This window comes from Rhodobacter sp. 4.3.4, from assembly GCF_058724655.1.
Genome location: NZ_CM178967.1, coordinates 3,167,817 through 3,190,834, shown reverse-complemented (window position 1 = coordinate 3,190,834; position 23,018 = coordinate 3,167,817). Strand labels below are relative to the sequence as shown.

21 protein-coding genes and 1 pseudogene are annotated in these 23,018 nt (G+C 66.5%); 15 read left to right on the top strand and 7 right to left on the bottom strand.

The features are described from left to right. Position 1: 1 nt before the first annotated feature. From AC4PTB_RS15780 to AC4PTB_RS15735, 10 genes are all read left to right on the top strand, one after another. Positions 2-1,318 carry a cell envelope integrity TolA family protein gene (locus tag AC4PTB_RS15780; protein ID WP_492190814.1) on the top strand — a complete coding sequence of 439 codons (1,317 nt, stop codon included), beginning with the start codon at positions 2-4 and terminating at the stop codon, positions 1,316-1,318. A 90-nt stretch (positions 1,319-1,408) separates the two neighbouring features. Further along, positions 1,409-2,722: a Tol-Pal system beta propeller repeat protein TolB gene (gene tolB / locus AC4PTB_RS15775; protein ID WP_492190813.1), complete on the top strand. Its 1,314-nt coding sequence runs from the start codon at positions 1,409-1,411 to the stop codon at positions 2,720-2,722. A 66-nt stretch (positions 2,723-2,788) separates the two neighbouring features. Then, positions 2,789-3,310: a peptidoglycan-associated lipoprotein Pal gene (gene pal / locus AC4PTB_RS15770; RefSeq protein ID WP_492190812.1), complete on the top strand. Its 522-nt coding sequence runs from the start codon at positions 2,789-2,791 to the stop codon at positions 3,308-3,310. 5 nt (positions 3,311-3,315) lie between these two features. Beyond that, positions 3,316-4,149 carry a tol-pal system protein YbgF gene (ybgF, locus tag AC4PTB_RS15765; RefSeq protein WP_492190811.1) on the top strand — a complete coding sequence of 278 codons (834 nt, stop codon included), beginning with the start codon at positions 3,316-3,318 and terminating at the stop codon, positions 4,147-4,149. Next, on the top strand, positions 4,146-5,435 hold the full coding sequence (gene tilS / locus AC4PTB_RS15760) for a tRNA lysidine(34) synthetase TilS (protein WP_492190810.1): 1,290 nt from the start codon (positions 4,146-4,148) through the stop codon (positions 5,433-5,435). Before ybgF ends, tilS begins: the two co-directional genes overlap by 4 nt. Positions 5,436-5,514: 79 nt before the next feature. Further along, the gene (ftsH, locus tag AC4PTB_RS15755; RefSeq protein WP_492190809.1) at positions 5,515-7,410 is read left to right on the top strand and encodes an ATP-dependent zinc metalloprotease FtsH; all 1,896 of its coding nucleotides are present in this window, start codon (positions 5,515-5,517) and stop codon (positions 7,408-7,410) included. A 247-nt stretch (positions 7,411-7,657) separates the two neighbouring features. Further along, positions 7,658-9,331, top strand: coding sequence for a formate--tetrahydrofolate ligase (locus AC4PTB_RS15750; protein ID WP_492190808.1), 1,674 nt, complete (start codon positions 7,658-7,660; stop codon positions 9,329-9,331). A 63-nt stretch (positions 9,332-9,394) separates the two neighbouring features. Continuing rightward, on the top strand, positions 9,395-9,700 hold the full coding sequence (locus AC4PTB_RS15745) for a chorismate mutase (protein ID WP_492190807.1): 306 nt from the start codon (positions 9,395-9,397) through the stop codon (positions 9,698-9,700). After that, positions 9,697-10,587 carry a bifunctional methylenetetrahydrofolate dehydrogenase/methenyltetrahydrofolate cyclohydrolase FolD gene (gene folD / locus AC4PTB_RS15740; RefSeq protein ID WP_492190806.1) on the top strand — a complete coding sequence of 297 codons (891 nt, stop codon included), beginning with the start codon at positions 9,697-9,699 and terminating at the stop codon, positions 10,585-10,587. Before AC4PTB_RS15745 ends, folD begins: the two co-directional genes overlap by 4 nt. Positions 10,588-10,722: 135 nt before the next feature. After that, on the top strand, positions 10,723-11,622 hold the full coding sequence (locus tag AC4PTB_RS15735; protein ID WP_492190805.1) for a LytTR family DNA-binding domain-containing protein: 900 nt from the start codon (positions 10,723-10,725) through the stop codon (positions 11,620-11,622). A 21-nt stretch (positions 11,623-11,643) separates the two neighbouring features. Here the strand turns inward: AC4PTB_RS15735 and AC4PTB_RS15730 are convergent. Then, a pseudogene (locus tag AC4PTB_RS15730) lies at positions 11,644-12,954 on the bottom strand (DUF8689 domain-containing protein). Positions 12,955-13,058: 104 nt separating this feature from the next. On the opposite strand from AC4PTB_RS15730, the gene AC4PTB_RS15725 reads away from it, so the two are divergent. Next, positions 13,059-14,708, top strand: a complete 1,650-nt coding sequence (locus tag AC4PTB_RS15725; RefSeq protein ID WP_492190804.1) for a hypothetical protein — start codon at positions 13,059-13,061, stop codon at positions 14,706-14,708. Between the two features lie 32 nt (positions 14,709-14,740). On the opposite strand, the gene AC4PTB_RS15720 is transcribed toward AC4PTB_RS15725, so the two are convergent. Beyond that, entirely contained in the window at positions 14,741-15,742 is a 1,002-nt protein-coding gene (locus AC4PTB_RS15720) for a polyprenyl synthetase family protein (RefSeq protein ID WP_492190803.1), read from the bottom strand. A 71-nt stretch (positions 15,743-15,813) separates the two neighbouring features. Here AC4PTB_RS15720 and AC4PTB_RS15715 point away from each other — a divergent pair, with 71 nt between their 5' ends. From AC4PTB_RS15715 to AC4PTB_RS15705, 3 genes are all read left to right on the top strand, one after another. Further along, positions 15,814-16,026 carry a putative signal transducing protein gene (locus AC4PTB_RS15715; RefSeq protein ID WP_492190802.1) on the top strand — a complete coding sequence of 71 codons (213 nt, stop codon included), beginning with the start codon at positions 15,814-15,816 and terminating at the stop codon, positions 16,024-16,026. After that, entirely contained in the window at positions 16,026-16,787 is a 762-nt protein-coding gene (locus tag AC4PTB_RS15710; protein ID WP_492190801.1) for a tRNA1(Val) (adenine(37)-N6)-methyltransferase, read from the top strand. The genes AC4PTB_RS15715 and AC4PTB_RS15710 overlap by 1 nt, the downstream gene beginning before the upstream one ends. Positions 16,788-16,910: 123 nt before the next feature. Beyond that, a complete protein-coding gene (locus AC4PTB_RS15705; RefSeq protein ID WP_013068878.1) occupies positions 16,911-17,084 on the top strand; it encodes a YdcH family protein in 174 nt (57 codons plus the stop codon). Between the two features lie 27 nt (positions 17,085-17,111). On the opposite strand, the gene yddG is transcribed toward AC4PTB_RS15705, so the two are convergent. The 4 genes from yddG to AC4PTB_RS15685 form a co-directional block, all read right to left on the bottom strand. Then, on the bottom strand, positions 17,112-17,975 hold the full coding sequence (gene yddG / locus AC4PTB_RS15700; protein ID WP_492190800.1) for an aromatic amino acid exporter YddG: 864 nt from the start codon (positions 17,973-17,975) through the stop codon (positions 17,112-17,114). A gap of 63 nt (positions 17,976-18,038) precedes the next feature. Continuing rightward, the gene (phbB, locus tag AC4PTB_RS15695; RefSeq protein ID WP_023923629.1) at positions 18,039-18,761 is read right to left on the bottom strand and encodes an acetoacetyl-CoA reductase; all 723 of its coding nucleotides are present in this window, start codon (positions 18,759-18,761) and stop codon (positions 18,039-18,041) included. A 105-nt stretch (positions 18,762-18,866) separates the two neighbouring features. Next, entirely contained in the window at positions 18,867-20,042 is a 1,176-nt protein-coding gene (locus AC4PTB_RS15690) for an acetyl-CoA C-acetyltransferase (protein ID WP_492190799.1), read from the bottom strand. A 153-nt stretch (positions 20,043-20,195) separates the two neighbouring features. Further along, positions 20,196-21,038 carry an EAL domain-containing protein gene (locus AC4PTB_RS15685; protein ID WP_492190798.1) on the bottom strand — a complete coding sequence of 281 codons (843 nt, stop codon included), beginning with the start codon at positions 21,036-21,038 and terminating at the stop codon, positions 20,196-20,198. Between the two features lie 176 nt (positions 21,039-21,214). Between AC4PTB_RS15685 and AC4PTB_RS15680 the strand changes: the two genes are divergently transcribed. Next, positions 21,215-22,450: a PAS domain-containing protein gene (locus AC4PTB_RS15680; RefSeq protein WP_492190797.1), complete on the top strand. Its 1,236-nt coding sequence runs from the start codon at positions 21,215-21,217 to the stop codon at positions 22,448-22,450. Here the strand turns inward: AC4PTB_RS15680 and AC4PTB_RS15675 are convergent, their stop codons facing one another. Continuing rightward, a complete protein-coding gene (locus AC4PTB_RS15675) occupies positions 22,451-22,996 on the bottom strand; it encodes a TlpA family protein disulfide reductase (RefSeq protein ID WP_492190796.1) in 546 nt (181 codons plus the stop codon). Positions 22,997-23,018 lie beyond the last annotated feature (22 nt).

Genomic DNA, 23,018 nt, shown 5'->3' with positions numbered 1-23,018 from the left:
CATGCGCATGGATCGGGCGGAACGGATCGGCACGAGCGTCTCGGCGGCACTGCATATCGCGGTGATCCTCTGGGCGTTGATCGGCACGGCATGGTTCAAGCCCGAACCGAACGAGCCTGTCGAAATCAAACCGGCCGGGATGATTTCCGAGGCCGAATTTGCCGCGATGCAGGCGGCGGCGCCGAAGGCGGGCGGAGCAACTGTCGCAGAGCCCGCCCCCGCGCAGCCCGAGGAACCGGCGGCCGAGCCCGCCCCCGAGGAGCCCCCGGCCGAAGAGGCGCCGACCCCCGAGGCCGAGCCCGACCAGCCGGTGCCGCCCGAACCCAAGCCCGAGCCGCCGCCGGATCTGTCCGAAGTGGTGCCGCCGACGCCGCCCGCCGAGGTGACCGAGGTGCCGCCCTCGATGATGCCGTCGGTCGAAGAGCCGCAAGAGACCGACGCGCCCGATTTCTCGCCGCGCCCGCAGCCCAAGCCTGCGCAGCGCGTGGCGCCGAAACCGGCCGAGGCGCCCGCGCCCGAGGTGAAAGTCTCGGAGACCGCCGAGCCGGAAACCAGGCCCGAGGAACAGCCCAAGCCCGAGAAACCGGCTGAAAAGCCGAAGGAACAGGCTGCTCCGCCCGAGGCCGCGACCGAGATCGTGCCCGAGGAGACGAAGCCGGTCGAGGAAGAGACGACCTCGGCGCCGAAATCCTCGCCGCGGCCGCCGAAGAAACCGGCCAAGCCCGCGGTGAAACCGCCGGAGGAGACGCAGACCGCCGCGGCGGAAGATGCGCCTGCCGAGAAACCGGCGGAGAAGCCCGCCGAGAAGGCTGCCGACAAACCGGCGGACAAACCGGCGAAGCCGAAGTCCTACAAGCCTGCGAAACCGGCCAAGCCGGCGTCGTCGAAACCTGCCGGTGCGGATGCGGTCGCCGATGCGCTCGCCGAGGCGATGGGTGAGGACAGCCCCGGCAACGACACCGGCACTGGCGGGCTGGGCATTGCGAAGAACGGTCCCCCGGTGACGGCGGGCGAGAAAGAGGCGCTGATCGTTGACGTGAAGGCCTGCTGGAACGTCGGCGCGCTGTCGTCGGAGGCGCTGCGGACCACGGTGACGGTGCGGGTCGACATGCAGGAAAACGGCAAGCCGGTGGTCAGTTCGATCAAGATGGTCGATGCCACGGGCGGGTCCGATGCGGCGGCGCGGCAGGCATTTGAAGCGGCGCGGCGGGCGATCGTGCGCTGCGGTTCGGATGGGTTCCCGCTTCCGGCCGAGAAATTCGGCTGGTGGCAGCAGATCGAGATTGTCTTCAACCCGACGAAGATGCGGATGAAATAGCGGGCAACCGCGGGCGGTCAGGCGCTTGTGATGACGGGCGGCTGGAAAATACGGATAGAACAGGGCGCAAGGCCCGGACGAGGACGGAACATGGTACGTTGGATTTTGGCCGCGGCGGCGGCGCTGATGCTGACAACGGGACTGGCGGCGGCCCAACAGGGACCGCTGCGCATCGAGCTGGACGAGGGCGTGATCGAGCCGCTTCCCTATGCCTTGCCCAGTTTCGTGGACGAGGGCGCAGGCTCTCTGGCAAGCCAGATCACCAAGGTGATCGCCGACGACCTCTCGGGCACCGGGCTGTTCCGCGAAATCCCCGAGGCCGCGCATATCCAGCGCTTCGGCAGTTTTGACACCCCGGTCAGCTACGCCGACTGGCAGGCGATCAACGCGCAGGCGCTGATCACCGGCTCGGTCGGCATGTCGGGCGGCAAGGTGGTGGTGAAATTCCGCCTCTATGACGTTTACGGCAATACCCAGCTGGGCGACGGCCAGCAGCTGGCGGCCAGCCCCCAAAGCTGGCGGCGTCTGGCGCACAAGGTTGCCGACGTGATCTATGCGCGGATCACCGGCGAAAGCGGCTATTTCGACAGCCGCGTCGTCTATGTCTCGGAATCCGGGCCGAAGGGGCAGCGGCAGAAACGTCTCGCGATCATGGATTACGATGGCGAGAACGTGAATTACCTGACCGACAGCTCGACCATCGTGCTGGCGCCGCGGTTCTCGCCGCAGGGGGATCGCATCCTGTTCACCACTTTCGAGACCGGCTTCCCGCGCATCAAGATGGTGTCGGTCGGCAATGCCTCGGGCAAGCTTCTGCCGGAAGTCCCCGGCACGATGACCTTCTCGCCGCGGTTTTCGCCTGATGGCGGCTCGATCATCTATTCGCTGGAGCAGAACGGCAACACCGACCTGTACCGGATGTCGGTCTCGGGCGGCGGGGTCGAGCGGCTGACGAATTCGCCCGCGATCGAAACCGCGCCCTCCTACAGCCCGGATGGCAGCCAGATCGTGTTTGAAAGCGACCGCTCCGGCTCGCAGCAGATCTATGTGATGTCGGCCAGCGGTGGCGAGCCGGTGCGGATCTCGAACGGCGACGGCCGCTATGGCACGCCGGTCTGGTCGCCGCGCGGCGATCTCATCGCCTTCACCAAGCAATCGGGCGGGCGCTTCTTCATCGGCGTGATGCGCACCGATGGTTCGGAGGAACGCGATCTTACGGCCTCCTATCTTGACGAAGGCCCGACCTGGGCGCCGAACGGCCGCGTGCTGATGTTCACCCGCGAAAGCCCCGGCGCGGCCGGTGCGGCGAAAATGTATACGGTCGATATCACCGGGCGCAACCTGAAGGCGGTTGCGGGGGCGGGGGGCGCGTCCGACCCGACATGGGGCCCGCTTCTGCCCTGATTCCCAAGCGTAGCCAAACCTGATACTGTGTGCCGAAACGGCATAAGCAACAAAAGGCGGTACAACATGCATCTTGCAACCAAAGCGGCGTTCGGACTGGCGATGATCGCGCTGGCGGCCTGTAACAACCCCTCGAAAAACGGCGCGAATGGCGTTGTCGATCCGGGCGGCGCCTATGGCGACGCTGGCGGCGTCTCGCAGGGCTCGATCAACGACCCGAATTCGCCGGCCTATTTCTCGGGCAAGGTGGGCGACACCGTGCGCTTCGTCATCAACCAGTATACCCTGACCGACGAGGCCCGCGCGACGCTTGCGGGGCAGGCGCAATGGCTCAACAGCCATGGCAATTATGCCGCGATCATCGAAGGCCATGCCGACGAACAGGGCACGCGCGAATACAACCTCGCCCTTGGCGCCCGTCGCGCCAGCTCGGTGGAGCAATATCTGATTTCGCAGGGCGTGCCCGCGAACCGGCTGCGCACCGTGTCCTATGGCAAGGAGCGCCCGATCGCCACCTGCGCCGCGGAAAGCTGCTTCGCGCAGAACCGGCGTGCGGTCACCGTGATCTCGGTCGGCGCCGGGAGCTGAGGCAGATGCGGCGGGTGATGCTGGGGACGGCACTGGTGCTGGCGCTGGCCGCGCCCGCCTTTGCTGCCGATAAACAGACGCTGGCCGACATCCGCGCGGAACTCGCGCAGGTGTCGGCGCAGCTGCAGGAGCTGCGCAGCGAGCTGGTCGCCTCCGGGGCGAGCGGCCTGCAGGCGGCGGGCGGTGCCTCGGCGCTGCAGCGCATGGACACGATGGAGGCGGAGCTGACCCGCCTCACCGCGATGACCGAACAGCTCAAGGACCGGGTGGACAAGGTCGTCAAGGACGGCACCAACCGGGTGGGCGATCTGGAATTCCGCGTCTGCGAACTGGAAGAGGGCTGCGACCCCGCCAGCGTCGGGCAGGCGCAACCGCTGGGGGGCGCGGCCCCCGCTGCGGCAGCCGCCGCGGCACCGGCGGCTTCAGGCGGGGCGGCCTCTTCGGGCGGCACCATGGCGATGAACGAACAAGCGGACTTTGATCGGGCCAAGGGGGTGCTCGATCAAGGTGACTTTCGCGCCGCTGCGGACCTCTTTAAGACCTTTGCCGAAACCTACCCGGGCGGCCCCCTGACCGGCGACGCGGGCTATCTGCGCGGCGAGGCGCTGATGAAGGCGGGCGATGTTCCGGGCGCGGCCCGGGCCTGGCTTGACGGTTTCTCTGCCGAGCCCGAGGGCAAGCGGGCGGCCGATGACCTGCTGGAACTGGGCAAGGCGCTGGGCACGCTGGGTCAGAAGACCGAAGCCTGTGCGACGCTGGCCGAAGTGCCGGCGCGGTTCCCCACCTCGGCGGCGGCGGGCAAGGTGGCTGCGGCGCAGGCGTCGCTTGGCTGCCCGTGACCGAGGCGAAGCGCCTGCGCGCGGCGCTGCTGCGCGGGGATGTGCCGCCGGAAGACGGCCTGCTGCTTTGGGCCGCTGATGCCGCGGTCGAGACGGTCCGCACCAGGATGACCGCGCCGCGGCTGGCGGTGGCGGTCTCGGGCGGATCGGATTCGCTGGCGACGCTTGTGCTTTTGTCGGCGCTGCATCCGGTTGAGGCGGTGACGGTCGATCACGGCCTGCGCCCCGAATCCGCCGATGAGGCCGCCTTTGTGGCGCGTTTTTGCGCCGCGCGCGGCATTGCCCACAGCACGCTGCGCTGGGATGGAAGCGGCGCGCAGGGCAATCTGATGGATGCGGCGCGGCGGGCGCGGTTTCGGCTGATCGGCGCCTGGGCGCAGGCGCGCGGCATCGGGGCCGTGGCATTGGGTCACACCGGCGACGATCAGGCCGAGACCTTCCTGATGCGTCTGGCGCGCGAGGCCGGGCTTGAGGGCCTGTCGGGGATGCGCGAAAGCTTCGAAAGCGGCGGGGTGCTCTGGTTCCGGCCGTTTCTGAGCCAGACCCGGGCGGAATTGCGCGACCATCTGCGGCGGCAGGGGGTCGGCTGGATCGAGGATCCGTCGAATGCGAACGAGCGCTTCGACCGGGTCAAGGCGCGCAAGGCGCTGGCGGCGCTGGCGCCTTTGGGGATCACCGCGGGCACACTCTCGACGGTGGTGGGGCATCTGGCGATGGCCGAGCAATCGGTGCTCTGGTCGCTGGAGCATCTGGTCAAGGCGCATGTGCGCTTCGACGCGGGCGATGTGGTGATCGACGCGCATGGTTTTCGCGACGCCTTCGACCCCGAGACCGGGCGGCGGCTGCTGAATGCGGCGCTGCTCTGGGTGTCGGGGGCGGAATATCCGCCGCGCGCCGCCAAGGTGATCGACGTGCTGACGAGCTGGCGCACAAGGCGCGACCGCACCCTGCACGGCTGTCGCCTGCTGGTGACCGACGACGCGCTCCGCATCACCCGCGAGCTGCGGGCGGTGGCCGGTCTGCGCCTGCCCTTTGGCCAGGTCTGGGACGGCTGGCGGATCGAGGGGCCGGAGCAGCCGGGGCTGACGCTGGCGGCGCTGGGGCCCGAGGGGCTGCGCCAGCTGGGCGAGGGCCGCAGCCGCGCGGTGCCGCGCGCCAGCCTGCTGGCTTCGCCCGCGCTCTGGCAGGGGGAAACGCTGATCGCCGCGCCGGTGGCGGGCTGGAAAAACGGCTATGAGGCGCGTTTGATGCGGCCAAGCTTCACAGTCTCGCTAATCAGACGTTGAACCTGCGCACTTAATCCCTATTTTCACACCAAAGGCACCGCACCCCATGCGGTGCCCTGTCATTCTTCGGAGGTTTCTCTTGGGCAATCTGCGCAACATCGCCTTCTGGGCCTTGCTTTTCGTGCTCATCCTGGTGCTGTTCAACCTGCTCGGCAGCGGGCAGGGTCCGCTCAATGCCCGGCAAGCGTCCTATTCCGACTTCATCGCCGCCGTCGAAAAGGGCGAGGTGAAACAGGTGCAGCTTGATGGCGAGGATGTGCGCTATCAGGACAGCAAGGGCGACAATTATTCGACCACCAAGGAAGGCTCCGACGCCATTGCCGACAAGCTGGTGGCCAAAGGCATCACCGTCAATGTGGTCAAGCAGCAGCAATCGGGTCTGATGTCGATCCTCGGCGTCTGGCTGCCCTTCCTGGTGATGATCGGGCTTTGGGTCTTCTTCATGAACCGGATGCAGGGCGGCGGCAAAGGCGGGGCGATGGGCTTTGGCAAGTCGAAGGCCAAGCTTCTGACCGAAAAGCACGGCCGCGTGACCTTTGACGATGTCGCGGGCATCGACGAGGCCAAGGAAGAGCTTGAGGAAATCGTCGAATTCCTGCGCAACCCGCAGAAATTCAGCCGTCTGGGCGGCAAGATCCCGAAAGGCGCGCTGCTCGTTGGCCCGCCCGGCACCGGGAAAACCCTGCTGGCCCGTGCGATTGCGGGCGAAGCCGGGGTGCCGTTCTTCACCATCTCGGGCTCGGATTTCGTCGAAATGTTCGTCGGCGTCGGCGCCAGCCGCGTGCGCGACATGTTCGATCAGGCGAAAAAGAACGCGCCCTGCATCGTCTTCATCGACGAGATCGACGCGGTGGGCCGGGCCCGGGGTGTCGGCATCGGCGGCGGCAATGACGAACGCGAACAGACGCTGAACCAGCTTCTGGTCGAGATGGACGGGTTCGAGGCGAATGAAGGCATCATCATCGTCGCGGCGACGAACCGGAAAGACGTGCTCGATCCGGCGCTCTTGCGCCCGGGCCGCTTCGACCGGCAGATCCATGTGCCGAACCCCGATATCAAGGGCCGCGAAAAGATCCTGTCGGTGCACGCCAACAAGATCCCGCGCGGGCCGGATGTCGATCTGCGCACCATCGCGCGCGGCACGCCGGGCTTTTCCGGCGCCGATCTGGCGAACCTGGTGAACGAGGCCGCGCTGATGGCCGCGCGGGTCGGGCGTCGCTTCGTGACGATGGAAGATTTCGAAAACGCCAAGGACAAGGTGATGATGGGGGTGGAGCGGCGCTCGATGGTGCTGACCCCCGAACAGAAGGAAATGACCGCCTATCACGAGGCCGGTCACGCCGTCGTCGGCATGAAGCTGCCGAAATGCGATCCGGTCTACAAGGCGACGATCATTCCGCGCGGTCAGGCGCTGGGGATGGTGGTGTCGCTGCCCGAAATGGACCGGCTGAACTACCACAAGGACGAGGCCAAGCAGAAGATCGCCATGACCATGGCGGGCAAGGCGGCCGAGATCCTGAAATGGGGCGAGGAAGCGGTCTCGAACGGCCCCGCGGGCGACATCATGCAGGCCAGTGCCATCGCGCGGGCGATGGTGATGCGCTGGGGCATGTCGGACAAGGTCGGCAATATCGACTATTCCGAAGCGCATGAGGGCTATCAGGGCAATACCGCGGGCTTCTCGGTTTCGACCAAGACCAAGGAGCTGATCGAGGAAGAGGTCCGCATCCTGATCGAGAACGGCTATGTCGAGGCGCGGCGCATCCTTGAGGAAAACCGCGAGGAATGGGAACGGCTGGCGCAGGGGCTTCTGGAATACGAGACCCTGACCGGCGACGAGATCCGCAAGGTGATGGCGGGCGAGACGCTGGGCGGCGATGACGACCGGCCCTCGGGCAGCCTGCCCACGGTGACCTCGCTGCCGCGCACGAAGCCCGCGCCGAAGCCCGGCATCGCGCCCGAGCCGAACGCCTGAAACGCGCGACAGGGGTGAAATCCAGACCTGCGCCGGGGAACCGGCGCAGGTTTTTTTGATCCTTGCGGTTGCCGGACCAGCGGCCTCTTCTAGGCTCTTTGGGGCACCGGCAAACGATGCCATCTTGCGCAGGCGGGGCGGTTTCGGGCATTGCGGCGTCGCAAATGCGGACTGCCCCGGGGAAAGTAGCGGCTAGCTTGCCGATGCGGGCGGGCGCCGCGTGCGAAGCCACGAAGGAGAGGATCGCATGGCCGTCAGAACCGATATCGAGATCGCCCGGGCGGCCGAAAAGCGGCCGATCCCCGAGATCGGCGCCAAGCTGGGCATTCCCGAGGCGGCGCTGATCCCCTATGGCCGCGACAAGGCCAAGGTCGAGGCCGGTTTCCTGGACGGGCTTGCGGACCGGCCGATGGGGCGGCTGATCCTGGTCACCGCCGTCAGCCCGACCCCCGCGGGCGAGGGCAAGACCACGACCACGGTCGGTCTGGGCGACGCGCTGGCGCATATCGGCAAGAAAACCGCGATCTGCCTGCGCGAGGCCTCGCTTGGCCCGAATTTCGGCATGAAGGGCGGCGCGGCGGGGGGCGGGCTGTCGCAGGTGCTGCCGATGGAAGACATCAACCTGCATTTCACCGGCGATTTCCACGCCATCACCGCGGCCCACAACCTGTTGGCGGCGATGATCGACAACCACATCCATTGGGGCAATGCGCTGCAGATCGACGAGCGTCGCATCGTCTGGCGGCGGGTCATGGACATGAACGACCGTGCCCTGCGCGAGGTGGTGGTGGGGCTGGGCGGGGTCGCAAACGGGGTGCCGCGGCAGACCGGCTTCGACATCACCGTCGCGTCGGAGGTCATGGCCTGTCTGTGTCTGGCCGAGGATCTGGCCGATCTCGAGGACCGGCTGGGCCGGATCGTCGTTGCCTATCGGCGCGACAAGACCGCAGTGACCTGCCGCGACATCGGCGCCGCGGGGGCGATGGTGGTGCTGCTGAAAGAGGCGTTGCAGCCCAATCTGGTGCAGACGATCGCCCACACGCCCGCTTTCGTGCATGGCGGGCCCTTTGCCAATATCGCGCATGGCTGCAATTCGGTCATCGCGACGAAAACCGCCTTGCGGCTGGCCGATTACGTGGTGACCGAGGCGGGGTTTGGCGCCGATCTGGGGGCGGAAAAGTTCTTCGACATCAAATGCCGCAAGGCCGGGTTGGCTCCCGCCGCGGCGGTGATCGTGGCCACGGTGCGGGCGATGAAGATGCATGGCGGCGTCGCGCGCGAGGATCTGGGCCGCGAGGATGTGGGCGCGGTGCGGCGCGGTTGTGCCAATCTGGCCCGTCACATCGCCAATACCCGCGGCTTCGGCGTGCCCGTGGTGGTGGCGATCAATGCCTTTGACGCCGATACCCCGGCCGAGGTCGCGGCGATTGTCGAAGCGGCCGCGGCCCTTGGTGTTGCGGCGATTTCCTGCAAGCACTGGGCCGAGGGCGGGCCGGGCGCCGCCGATCTGGCCCGCAAGGTGGTGGAGCTGTGCGACACTGAGAGCCGCTTTGCGCCGCTTTACCCCGACGCGATGGGGCTTTTCGACAAGATCGAGACGATTGCGCGGCGCATCTATCACGCCGGGGCGGTGACGGCGGACAAGGCGGTGCTGGCGCAGTTGGCCGCCTGGGAGGCGGCGGGTCACGGTTCCCTGCCGATCTGCATGGCGAAGACGCAATATTCCTTTTCCGCTGATCCCGCGCTGCGCGGCGCCCCCACCGGGCATGTGATCCCTCTGCGCGAGGTGCGGCTTGCGGCGGGGGCGGGTTTCGTGGTGGCGATCTGCGGCGAGATCATGACGATGCCGGGCCTGCCCCGGCATCCGGCGGCGGAAACCATCCGCCTTGATGCCGCAGGCGAGATCGAGGGCTTGTTCTGAGGCGGGGTTGAGAAGCGGGCGACAAGGTGCGATAGGAGCAGGGCATAAAGGCGGAACTTGTCCATGAAAGAGCCCTCCGAAATCACCTCGATGGCCGAACTGCGGGCCGAGATCGATGCGCTGGATCTGCGCATCGTCGCGCTGCTGGCCGATCGGGCGCGGTACATTGACCGTGCCGCCGAACTCAAGCCCGCCGAGGGCATGCCCGCGCGCATCAAGGCGCGGGTCGAGGAAGTGGTGGGCAATGCGCGCACCGCCGCCGAGGCGCGGGGGATGGACCCCGAGCTGATCGAGGCGATGTGGCGGATGATGGTGGAATGGTCGATCGCCCGCGAAGAGCGGGTTCTGGGCAAGGGAGACGGGATTTGAGCGCGAAGATCATCGACGGCAAGGCCTTTGCGGCCAAGGTGCGGGCGCAGGTGGCGGCGCATGTGGCGCGGTTGCAGGAGACGAACGGTGTGACCCCCGGTCTGGCCGTGGTGCTGGTGGGCGAGGACCCGGCGAGCCAGGTCTATGTGAAGAACAAGGGCATCCAGACCCGGGAAGTCGGGATGAACTCCTATGAGCACAAGCTGCCCGCCGAGACCTCGGAGGCCGATCTTCTGGCGCTGATCGCGCGGCTGAATGCCGATCCTTCGGTGCATGGCATTCTGGTGCAGCTGCCGCTGCCGAAACATCTCGACAGTGATCTGGTGATCAATGCGATCGATCCGGCGAAGGATGTGGACGGGTTCCACATCTCGAACGTCGGGCTTCTGGGCACCGGGCAGAAGGCGATGGTGCCCTGCACGCCCTTGGGCTGTCTGATGATGCTGCGCGACCATCACGGATCGCTTGCGGGGCTGAATGCGGTCGTTGTCGGGCGCTCGAACATCGTCGGCAAGCCGATGGCGCAACTGCTGCTGGGCGACAGCTGCACCGTCACCATCGCGCATTCGCGCACCAAGGATCTGGCCGAGGTCTGCCGCCGTGCCGATATTCTGGTTGCCGCCGTGGGCCGCCCCGAGATGATCCCGGGCGACTGGGTGAAACCGGGGGCGACGGTGATCGATGTCGGCATCAACCGCATCGAGCGCGACGGCAAGGGCAAGCTGGTGGGCGACGTGCAGTTCGACAGCGCCGCGGCGGTGGCGGGGGCGATCACCCCGGTTCCGGGCGGCGTCGGGCCGATGACCATCGCCTGCCTTCTGGCCAATACGCTGACCGCCTGCTGCCGCGCGCAGGGGCTGGCCGAACCCGAGGGCCTGACCGCCTGAGCCTGCGCCCGGGTCCGGCCCGGGCCAGTTTTCTTGCCCCGCACCTGTCTGGCCTGCGCACAATCTTGGTTGCCTGTGCGCAGTCGGCTCGCTAGCATGTTGACCTGGTTGTGTTTTTGAATGGGGCGAGGGGCCATGCCCTCTGTTGTGAGCACGCGCGAGTTCCTGTGCGCCTATGGACGGGCGATGGCGCAGCCCGTCATCCCCGTGGTCTGGCTGGTGACCTCGATCTTCGGAATCGTCGCCAGCCCGTTCGGAACCGAGCATTTCCCGCTGACCGGACGTGTCGCCTTCTGGCCGATCACCATTGGTCTTGGCGTGCTGGTGGGCGGATTTTTGCGGGTGGTCGTGCGGGACTGCTGGGGCCTGCGCAGCTTCTGGCCCGAGGCGCCGCTGATCGCCGTTCTGGCCGCGCTGGGGCTGACGCCGCTGTTTCTGGCCCTGGCCCGGGCCGTCGCGGGGCCGGAGCAGCATGTGCCCTCGCCCCCGGCGATGACGGGGTATATCTTCATCATGTCGATCATCACCTCGACGCTGCGGCATGCCTTGGCGGCGACCTGGCCCGGGATGCCGGTGACCGCGACGCCCGGGGCCGGAGCCGCCCCGCCAGAGCCCGCGCTGACAGATCCCGTCCCGGCCGATCCGGCCCCGCCCGGCCGGGACGCTGCGGCGCGGCTGATGGCACGGCTCTCGCCGGAGCTGCGGGCGCCCCTGATCCGGTTGCAGATGCGCGACCATTATGTCGAGGTCTTTACCCAGGCCGGATCGGAAACCGTGCTGCTGCGGATGGCGGATGCGATCTGCGCCGCCGAAGGGGTCGAGGGGCTGCAGGTGCACCGGTCGCATTGGGTGGCGCTGCAGGCGATCCGGGGGGTAATGCGGGCGCAGGGCAAGGTCAGCCTGGCGCTGCGGGACGGCACGCAGATTCCGGTTTCGCGGGGCAATGCGCCCGCGGTTCTGGCGCTTGGCCTGCCCGAGATCGTGCCGCAGGCCGAAGATGGCGCGCAGGCGCCGCAAGTTCTGGTCGCGCGCTAGGCCCGGTTCCGCCCGGCGGGATCAGTGCAGGATCGCTTCCTCGCGCACGAACATGTTCGACCAGGCGCGGTCGATCAGCTCGGGGGACATCTGATAGGGGATGCCCTCGAAGTCGCAGATCGCGATCATCTGGTCGATCAGGAAGACCGGCTGATAATTCGCATAGACGTTGTTGATCGTCGGGTATTTCACCTTCATCAGATGCACGAGCGCGGCTTCGCTCAGCGGCATGCCGCGCTTTTTCGCGACGAGCGAGAAGATTTTCAGGTAGTCGGCCTGGCTTGGCCCGTCGATCTTGATCTTGAAGAAGATCCGGCGCAGCGCCGCCTTGTCGAAGATCTGGTTCGGGTGGAAGTTGGTCGAGAAGATGACAAGCGTGTCGAAGGGCACCTCGAACTTCTCGCCCGATTGCAGCGCAAGGATGTCGCGGCCTTCTTCCAGCGGCACGATCCAGCGGTTGACCAGTTTCTGCGGCGGTTCGACCTGACGGCCAAGGTCGTCGACGATGAAGACCCCGCCCGAGGCCTTCATCTGCAAGGGCGCGGTATAGGTGCGCGCCGTCGTGTTGTAGGTGAGGTCGAGCATGTCGAGCGAGAGTTCCCCGCCGGTGATCACCGTGGGCCGGTCGCACCAGACGTAGCGGCTGTCGAAGCGGTTGCCGGATTTGCGCAGGCTGCCCGGGTCTTCGACATCCTCGCGGGCGGCGGTGTGCACGACCGGGTCATAGACGACGATCACCTGACCGGCATATTCGACCGCGCGCGGAACGTAGATCCGGTCGCCGATCGCATCGCGGATGCCGTTCGAGATCGAGGATTTGCCGTTGCCGGGCGGACCATACATCAGGATCGACCGCCCCGAGGACACCGCCGGTCCAAGCTGGTCGATCAGCGTCGGCGGCAGCACCAGATGCCCCATCGACCGCATCAGCTGCATCCGGGTCAGCTGGATGTTGCGAATCGACTATTTGCGCATCTGCACCGCATATTCGTCCAGCGGCACCGGCATCGCGCCGTAATATTCCGATTGCGTCAGCGCATCCAGCGCGCGGGCGCGGCCGCCATCGGTCAGCTGGTAGCCCATCTCGCCGCCCGAATTGGCGTGCAGCGTGCCCGTGGCCTCGATCAGGCGCTGGGCGCGGCCGATGTCGACCAGTTCCTGGGTCAGCGCGATCGGCAGGCAGATCAGCCGGGCAAGGCCGCTGACCGTGTCCATGTTGGTGCGAAACATGGTCTTGAGCAGGATGTCCCGCATCAGCACCGCATTCAGGCCGGTATCGGCAAGGGTCCGGGGCGGGATCGGCGCGATCACGCCCTGGGCGATCATGTTCATCTGTCCTGCTCCGGCTTGTCGTCTTCGGCATTGCTGCGGGATTCACAGCCCGAGTCTGCCGGGCTATTGTGGCCAAAAATGGGAAAAGATGCGGAGAGGCCGGGATGGCGGGCAGGACAAGGGCGGCGGCAGTGAAGCCGTTGACGGGCGGGCTGGCGGTTTTCGCCGTGGTGCTGGCGGTGGCGCCGTTCTGGGCGGGGGGGCTTTTCGTCACCCAGCACGAGGGCGACACGCTGCATCTGGCCGATCTGGTCTTGCGGATGGCCGAAAAGGGCCAGATGCCGCATCGCGATTTCATGACGCCGCTGGGCATCGCTGGCCTGTGGCCGATCGCGGCCTTCGTGCAGGCCGGGCTTGGCTTTGGTCATGCCTTCCTGGCCGCGCAAGCCGCGGTGGCGGCGCTTTTGTTCCTGCCGATCCTGCGCGCCGCGCAATCGCGCTTTCCGGGCGGGCTGGCCTGGATCTTCGGGGCCTATGTGCTTGGCATGGTGCTGGCGCTGGTGCATGGCGAGACGATGCCGATGTTCTCGGTCTCGATGCATTACAACCGCTGGGCCTGGGCGATGGCCTATGTGGCGGTGGCGCTGGCGGTGCTGGAACCGCTCGTGCCGCGCCGCGTGCGGCTGGATGGCGCCTTGATCGGGGCGTTGATGGCGGGGCTGGGGCTGGTCAAGGTGACCTATGTCGTGGCGCTGGCCCCGGTGCTGGTGGTGGCGCTGCTGGTGCGGCGGGATCTGCGCACGCTGGGCGTGGCGGTGCTGTCGGGGCTTCTGGTGCTGGCCGGGGTGACGGCGCTGCTGGGGCCGGGCTTCTGGGTCGGCTATTCTCGGGATCTGCTGACCGTGGCAGGCTCGGCCACCCGGGCGGCGCCGGGGGATCCTCTGGTCGGGGTGCTGGCGGCGCCAGAGCATATCGCGGCGACGCTGGTGGCTCTGGCCACGGTGATCTTTCTGCGCCAGTCCGGGCGGCGGGCCGAGGGGCTGGCGCTGCTCTGGCTGGTGCCCGCCTTCGCCTATGTGGCCTATCAGAATTACGGCAATGATCCGCAATGGCTGGTGCTGGTGGGGCTGATCGCGCTGGCCCTGCGGCCCGAGGGGCGGATCTTGAACGGCTTTGGCTGGCCGATGCGCGAGGCCTTGCTGGCCACCGGGGTTGCGGCGCTGGCGTTGGCGACCGGGCCGATGGTCAATCTGGTCACCAGCCCGTTGCGCCATGCCTTTGCCGCATCGTCAGAAAGCGTGCCGCTGCTCTCGGCCCGGCCGCAGGAGGCCGATCTGCGGGTGATCGCCGCGCGGGTCTATCCGGTGGATTACAAATTGGCGGCGGATACGCCGGGGCAGCCCTATGCCGCCTATGCCGACCGCGGGGACAGTGCGGAACAGCCCCGCAAGCCCGCGGTGCTGAACGGCGAGACCCTGCCCGAATGCGAGATGATGATGGGCTATGTCGCCTGGTTCGAGACCCTGGCCGCGGATCTGACGCAGGCGGGCTATGCCCGGTCGCGGGTGCTGGTGGCGGATCTGTTCTCGGCGCTGTGGCTTTACGGGCCGTTCGAGCCGATCAAGGGCGCCGCGCCTTGGTATTACGGCGGCACCCCGGGGATCGAGGCCGCCGATCACGTGCTGGTGCCGCTTTGCCCGACGGGGGAAACGCGGCGCAACGAGATCGTGACGGCGCTTGCCGAGGCGGGCTGGCGGCTGGTCGAGGAGCGCCGGACCGCCACCTATATCCTGCTGCGGCCCGAGCGCCCGTAAGGGCGCGCGGGCGGGGGCTTCGGGCGGGGCGCTCAGCGCACCCGTTCGACGACGTAATCGGCCAGATCGTCCAGCATCTGCCGCAGCGGATGATCGGGCAGCTTCGCCAGCGCCTTGCGGGCGGTGTCGGTCCAGCCGATCGCCGCCAGCCGGGTCGCTTCCAGTGTGCCGTGCTTCGTCATCAGCGCCATCGCCTGTTCCAGATCGCCCTCGTGCTGGTCGCCCTTTTCGATCACCCGCGTCCAGAAGGCGCGTTCCGCCTCATCGGCCAGCGCGACCGCCTTGATCACCGGCATCGTCAGCTTGCGCTCGCGGAAATCATCGCCGGTGTTCTTGCCGATCTCGGCGGATTTGCCGCCGTAATCCAGCAGGTCATCGACGATCTGGAAAGCGATGCCGAGCGCATCGCCGTAATCGTAAAGCGCCTGCACCTGCTCGGCCGGGGCGCCGCCGATGATGCCGCCGACCTCGGTCGCCGCCGAGAACAGCGCCGCCGTCTTGCCGCGGATCACCCGCAGATAGATGTCCTCGGTGGTTGCCAGACTTTGCGCCGCCGTCAGCTGCAGCACCTCGCCCTCGGCGATCACCGCGGAGGCGTTGGCCAGGATCTCCATCACCCGCATGTTGCCGGTGTCGGTCATCAGCTGGAACGAGCGCGCGAAAAGATAATCGCCCACCAGAACCGAGGATTTGTTGTCCCAGAGCAGGTTCGCCGTCGGACGGCCGCGGCGCTGGCGGCTTTCGTCGACCACGTCGTCATGCAGAAGCGTCGCGGTGTGGATGAATTCGACCGTCGCCGCCAGATGCACATGGAACGGCCCGCCATAGCCCACCAGACGCGCCGCGGCGAGCGTCAGCATCGGCCGCAGCCGCTTGCCGCCCGCCTCGATCAGATGCGCCGTGACCTCGGGGATGCGGGGCGCATGTTCCGAACTCATCCGATCGCGGATCAGCGCATTGACCGCCGCCATGTCCTCGGCCAGCGCCTGCGCCAGACGGTCGTGCGGTTTCGTCGCCTTGTCGTCGAGGCTCATCGGTCTTCCTTCCCAGTTTCCCGGCCCAATTTCGTCTCGACAGGGGGACAAAGCTGCCCTTAAGTCGAGCCATGAAAGAGCTTTTGCGCACCACTGACCCGGTTCGGATCGCCATGGCGATGGCCCTTCTTGAGGGCGAGGGTATAACGGCCTTTGAATGGGACGTCCACATGAGCATTCTGGACGGCAGCCTCGGCATTTTGCCGCGCAGATTGGCCGTGGCCGATGCCGACTGGTTCGAGGCGCGGGCGATCTTGCGCGACAACGGGCTTTGGGAAGACTGATGTTTGCGCCCGAGGACTGCAGCTTCGACCGGTTTCTGGATGGTCGGCTGACGGTGGCGCAGCCGCGCCATGGCTATCGTGCGGCGATGGATCCGGTGCTTCTGGCGGCGGTTTGCGGCGCAAAACCGGGGCAATCGGTGCTGGAACTGGGCTGCGGGGCGGGGGTGGCAAGCCTGTGCCTTGGCTGGCGGGTGCCGGGGCTGGTGCAGGCGGGGCTGGAACTGCAACCCGACTATGCCGATCTGGCGCGGCGCAATGCGGCGGCGAACGGCCTCGCACTTGAGGTGTTCGAGGGCGATCTGGCGCGGATGCCCGCGGCGCTGCGGGCGCGCAATTACGATCATGTGATCGCCAATCCGCCCTATTTCGCCGCCTCGGGCGGCACGGCGGCGGCGGACCCGGGCCGCGAGCGGGCGCAGCGCGAGGTGACGCCGCTTGCCGATTGGGTGCGGGCCGGGATGCGGCGGCTGCGGCCGGGCGGCTGGCTGACGCTGATCCAGAATGCCGACCGGCTGGGCGATCTTCTGGTCGCGCTGGCGGGGCAGGGGGGCGCGGTCACGGTGCTGCCGATCGCGGCGCGGCAGGGACGGGCGGCGGGGCGGGTGATCGTCGCCGCGCGCAAGGGGGGCAAGACGCCCTTGCGGCTTCTGGCGCCCTTGGTGCTGCATGCCCTGCCTGCGCACGGCGGTGATTGCGAAGACCTCACCGCCGCGGCGCAGGCAGTGCTGCGCTGCGGCGAAGGCTTGCCGTTAACGCCTTAATTCCGTGGCAATATTATTCCGTGAAACGCGCTCATATTTTCGCGCAGGAGTACGACAAGCGCGTGACAAGTGTTCGAAAACGTGCTGCAATCATCTTACCGAACAACGAAAGAGGAGACTGCCATGTCCGTGAGTTCGCATATCGCTGAACTTCGCAAGAAACATCAGGCTCTGTCCGCGGAAGTTGAAGTGGCGCTGCGCACGCCCAGCTTCGACGACCTGCAAATCGCGGAGATGAAGAAACAGAAACTGCGGCTCAAGGAAGAAATCGCCCGGCTGGAAGGCGTGGCGGTCTGAGTTCCGGGCCGGCCTGCGGGCCGGTCCCTAGCCTTGCCGACTGCCCAAAGCGGCCAGAAAGGCACCTGCAGCAATCATCGCGGCGGCCAGCACCAGGATGGGTGATGCTGCCGCGATCCCCGCCCCGATCAGCGCCAGCGTTGACAAAAGGGGCGCCGCATAGGACGCCGTCCCCAACATCTGGATGTCGCCCCGCTTCACCCCCATATCCCATGTGTAAAAGGCCAGCCCAACCGGGCCCAGCCCCAGCGCAATGATGGCCCCCCAGCCGCCAAGGCTCCCGGGCCAGAGCGTGTCTTCCAGCGCCAGATGCGCCAGCGCCGAGAGCGCGGCACTGGCCAGGCAATAGATCGCGACGGCGGCGGTGGGCACCGCGCCCATCCGGCGCGACAGCAGCGAATAGCCCGACCAGATCAGCGCGCACAGGAACGCCAGCCCGTAGCCCGGCAGCGAATCGGCGCTGGCCGAGATGCCGCCGCGGGCGACGATCAGCGCCGCCCCGGCAAAGGCGATCACCGCCCCGAAAATGTGCCACCGGTTCAGCCGCTCGCCCGGCAGCAGGCCGGACAAAAGGACGATCAACAGCGGCCAGAGATAGGCGATCAGGCTGGCCTCGGCCGGGGGGGCCAGACGCAGCGCCGAGAAATAGATCAGGTGATAGCCGAAAAGCGCTGCTGTGCCAAAGGCATAGACCTTCCACGAGATCTGGCGCAGCACAGCCAGCCCCTCGGTCGCGGCGACCCAGATCAGCCCGATGCCGCCGCCGATGGCAAAGCAGATCGCATTCAGCTGCAACGGCGGCACCGGCGCCGAGGCCACGGTGAACAGCGCCAGCAGCGCCCAAAGTGCGACGGCGGAAAAGCCGATCAAGGTTGCCCGGTTGCGCGACATCTGCCCCCCGAAATGCAAGAGGCCCGCAAGATGCGGGCCCCGAACCATTTTGCCAAGGGCAAATCAGGTCATGTATTGGCCGCCGTTCGCGGTCAGCGTCGCGCCGGTGATGAAGCCCGCATCATCCGAGGCGAGGAAGACCACGCAGCGCGCGATATCGCCGGTTTCGCCCAGACGGCCGACCGGGATCGTCGCGATGATCTGCTCGCGCACCTTTTCCGGCACCGCCATCACCATCTCGGTCGCGATATAGCCCGGGCAGATCGCGTTGACGGTGATCCCCGCCCGCGCCCCTTCCTGCGCCAGCGCCTTGGTGAAGCCGATGTCGCCCGCCTTGGCCGCGGAATAGTTCGCTTGGGCGAACTGGCCCTTTTGGCCGTTGATCGAGGAGATGTTGATGATCCGGCCGAATTTGCGCTCCCGCATGCCATTCCACAGCGGATGCGTCATGTTGAAGATGCCGTTCAGGTTGGTGCCGATCACCTGATCCCACTGCTCGCGGGTCATCTTGTGGAAGGGCGCGTCGCGGGTGATGCCCGCATTGTTCACCAGCACATCGACCGGGCCCAGATCGGCCTCGACCTGGGCGATGCCCGCGGCGCAGGCGTCGTAATCGGCGACCGACCATTTGTAGGTCTTGATCCCGGTCTCGGCGGTGAATTTCGCGGCGGCCTCGTCATTGCCGGCATAGTTCGCGGCGACGGTGTAACCCGCGTCCTTCAGCGCCATTGAGATCGCCGCGCCAATGCCGCGCGACCCACCGGTGACGAGTGCAACTCTGGACATGATTCCTCCTCAGAACATCCGTGTTGAAATGCTGTTACCCAAAATAAGATGGGCGCGCAATATTGTTGCGCGCCCGTTTTTCGCATTTGCAGAGAAAAGTGAGGCTCAGAGCCCTTCAAGGCACATGGCCACGCCCATGCCGCCGCCGATGCAGAGCGTCGCGAGGCCCTTTTTCGCCCCCGAACGTTTCATTTCGAAGACAAGCGTGTTCAGGATCCGGCAGCCCGAGGCGCCGATCGGGTGGCCGATGGCGATGGCGCCGCCGTTGACGTTGACCTTCGACACGTCCCAGCCCATGTCCTTGTTCACCGCGCAGGCCTGGGCCGCGAAAGCCTCGTTCGCCTCGATCCGGTCCAGATCGGCGGCCTTCCAGCCCGCCTTTTCCAGCGCCTTGCGCGAGGCCGGGATCGGGCCGCAGCCCATGATCGACGGGTCAAGCCCGGCGGTGGCGTAAGAGGCGATCCGGGCCAGCGGCGTCAGACCGCGTTTCGCCGCCTCTTCCTCGGTCATCAGCAGCACGACCGCGGCGCCGTCATTGATGCCGGAGGCGTTGCCCGCGGTGACGGTGCCGTCCTTGGTGAAGGCCGGTTTCAGCTTCTGCATCGATTCGAGCGTCGCGCCGTGACGGATATATTCATCGGCATCGACGACGATGTCGCCCTTGCGGGTCTTCACCGTGAAGGGGATGATTTCATCGACGAATTTGCCCGCCTTTTGCGCGGCTTCGGCCTTGTTCTGGCTGGCAAGGGCGAATTCGTCCTGCATCTCGCGGGTGATGCCCCATTGTGCCGCGACGTTTTCCGCGGTCTGGCCCATGTGATAGCCGTTGAACGCGTCCCAAAGCCCGTCCTTGATCATCGAATCGATCATCTTCATGTCGCCCATCTTGGTGCCCGCGCGCAGATGCGCGACATGAGCCGACAGCGACATGCTTTCCTGCCCCCCGGCGACCACGATCGCCGCATCGCCGAGCTGGATGTGCTGCGCGCCCAGCGCCACCGTGCGCAGGCCCGAGCCACAGACCTGGTTGATGCCCCAGGCGGCCGATTCGATCGGCAGACCGGCCTTGATATGCGCCTGACGCGCCGGGTTCTGGCCCTGACCGGCGGTCAGCACCTGACCGAGGATGGTTTCCGAGACCTCCGCCTTGTCGATGCCCGCCCGCGCCACGACGGCTTCGATCGCCGCGGCGCCCAGCTCATGCGCGGGCGTGTTGGCGAAAGCGCCGTTGAAGCTGCCCACGGCGGTCCGGGCCGCCGAGACGATGACGACATTGGTCATGAAGTTCCCTCCTCACAGGATTTCAGGCGCAAAGGCGCCCATTGCCGCTGCGCAGCATGCCGAAAGGCCGCAGGAGGTCAAGCATATTTGGCAATATTGAAGTCTGTTCGCGCAATTTTGTTGCGCGATGAAATCGGAGGTCCGGGCCGGGTCTCAGATCCCGGCCTTGTGGGGCGTGGCCGCTTTCCACGGCGGCATGATCGTCGGCGCGCCGAAATAATAGCCCTGCATGCAGTCGATGCCTGCACGTGTCAGCCAAGCGGCATCCTCGGCGGTTTCGACGGCTTCGGCAACGGTGAACATCTCGAAATGCCTGGAAATCGACATCAGCGCCTGGGTCAGGATCTGGTTGTCGGGATTGCGGGCGATGCCGGTGATGAACTGGCCGTCGATCTTCAGGATGTCGAAGTAGAATTCGCGCAGATAGCGGAACGAGGTGTAGCCGGCGCCGAAATCGTCGAGCGCGAAGCAGATCCCTTTCGTCTGCATGTCCTGCATGAAGACCGAGACCAGTTCCGGCATCATCATCGCCGAGGATTCGGTGATTTCCAGAATCAGCCTTTCGCCAATGTGGTCATCCATCGCTAGACCGCGGTTGAGAATGCGCATCCACTCCGGATAGCCGATCGAGCGGGCGGACATGTTCACCGACAGCCGCAGGCTGCGATCCTCGGCCAGCGACAGAAGTCCCATTTCCAGCGCCAGGCAGTCCAGCTTGCGGCCGACCTCGGTGGTTTCGGCGGCGCCGATGAAATCCTGCGCCGGAATCACCCGGCCGGTGTCGTCGAGCACCCGGATCAGCCCCTCGTAAAAGGCGGGGCGGTCGGGGCGCAGGGTCTGCACGACGGGTTGAAAGGCCAGCACGACATCGCGGCGTTCGACGGCGCGGGTGACCATCGACAGGGTTTCCCGGTCACGTTGGGCGACGGCGAAATTCAGCGGGCTGGATTCGGCCGGATCGAGCGACTCGCGCAGCGACAGCGGAATTTTCGTCATCGGCCCCTCCATCAGGTACCGGCCCAGATTCCGCGAAATCGGCTAACAACAGGTAAAGCCCCCCAAGTTCCGTGCCGCATGGTTAATGAGATCCCCTGAAAATAAACCTAAGGTTGTATACGTTTCGCTTACCTTGACGCCCTATGGTTGCTGCAGTGTCCAGCTTCAGGGAAATCATGACCGCGCCGACCGATCTTTCCAAATCGCAGGAGAACGAAGCCCCCTTCGGCTTCGACGAACTCTTTTACTCCCGCACCGACAAGCGCGGGGTGATCATTGCCGGCAACGAGGTGTTCCACCGCGTTTCGGGCTTCGAATGGTCCGAACTTCTGGGGGCCCCGCACAAGGTCGTGCGCCATCCCGACACGCCGCGGGGGGTGTTCCGCATCCTGTGGAGTGCGCTGGGCGCAGGCCATCCGATGGGCGCCTATGTCAAGAACCGCGTCCGCAACGGCGACATCTACTGGGTCTTCGCCGTCCTGATGCCGGTCGACGGCGGCTACCTGTCGGTGCGGCTGAAGCCCTCGACGCCGCTTTTTGATCGGTTCCGCGAGGTCTATACCAAGCTCAGCGCCCGCGAACGGGCCGAAAGGCTCGACCCCGAGGTCAGCGCCGGAGAGTTGCGCGGCCTTGCCCAGGCCGAGGGATTTTCCAGCTATACAAGCTACATGGCCTTCGCGCTCGGGCAGGAACTGGCGGCGCGGGATGCCAAGCTTGGCCGTCCGGCCGATCCGCGCACGCAGCGGCTGATCGAGATGAACAAGTCGCTCGAGCGCGTGACGCAGGAGCAGACCAAGCTTTTGCGCAGCTTCGAGGCGCTGCAGTCGATCCCGAACAACATGCGCATCGTCGCCTCGCGGATGGAACCTTCGGGCGGTCCGGTCTCGGCGATCTCGGAGAATTACAAGGCCTCGTCGCTGGTGATCTCGGAACGGCTGCGCAGTTTCGTCGCCGGGCGCGACAACCTCTGCGACCGGGTGTCGCGTCAGGCGGCGCGGGCGCTGTTCCTGCTCGGCTCGAACCGGGTGCTGAAGGAAATGAACGCGGGTTTCCGCGACGCCGCCAAGGTCGAGGGAATCGACTGGAACGTCGAACGCGACCTGTTGCGCGCGCTCGAGGCCCGGTCCTACATCGACACCCGCGAGGCGATGATGCGCGCCGTCGGCCATGCCGAGGAGCTGTTCCGCGCCAGCGGCGAGATTCGCCGCCTGATGCTGGGGCTCGACACGATCCGGGTGCTGGGCCGGGTCGAATGCGGGCGGATGCGCGACAGCAGCGGCGGGCTTTCGGCGACGATCGACCAGCTCGACATCTTCCATGCCGACATCAAGAACCGGCTCGAATCGATCATGCGCCTGTCGGAGGAAATCGGCTCCTCGATGAACCAGTTCATGCGGAGCGAATCGCGCTGATCACTCGGCGCGCAGCGCGGCGATCACGGCTTTCGCTTCCGGGCTCGACCAATCGGCCGGGCCAAAGAGCTGCGCCACGATCTGCCCCTGACGGTCGATCAGGAACGAGGCGGGCAGGCCGGGAACCCCCAGCGCCCGCGGCAGCCGCTCGGTTTCGTCGATCATCCGCGGCAGCACCGTGATGCCCTGTTTGTCGAAAAACGCCCCCACCTTCGCCTGGGTGTCGCGATTGCTGGAGGCCACCGTCAGCACGGTGAAATCCGCCCCGCCGATCTCGGCCTGAAGCGCCGCGATATCGGGCATTTCCTTGCGGCAGGGCGCACACCAGGTCGCCCAGAGGTTCAGAAGCACCACCTTGCCGCGATAATCGGCCAGCCGGTGGCTGGTGCCGGTTTCATCGACAAAGGGGATTTCGGGCAGGGCCAGCGGTTCGGTGAAGACGGCGAGTTTCTTCATCTCGCCCTGTTTGAGCGCCGACAGGTCGGCGGCGGGCGCGGCATTTGCGCTCAGGGCAAGGGCCGTATAAAGGACGAGCAACCGCAGCATGATGCCTCCGACGAAGGGCCTG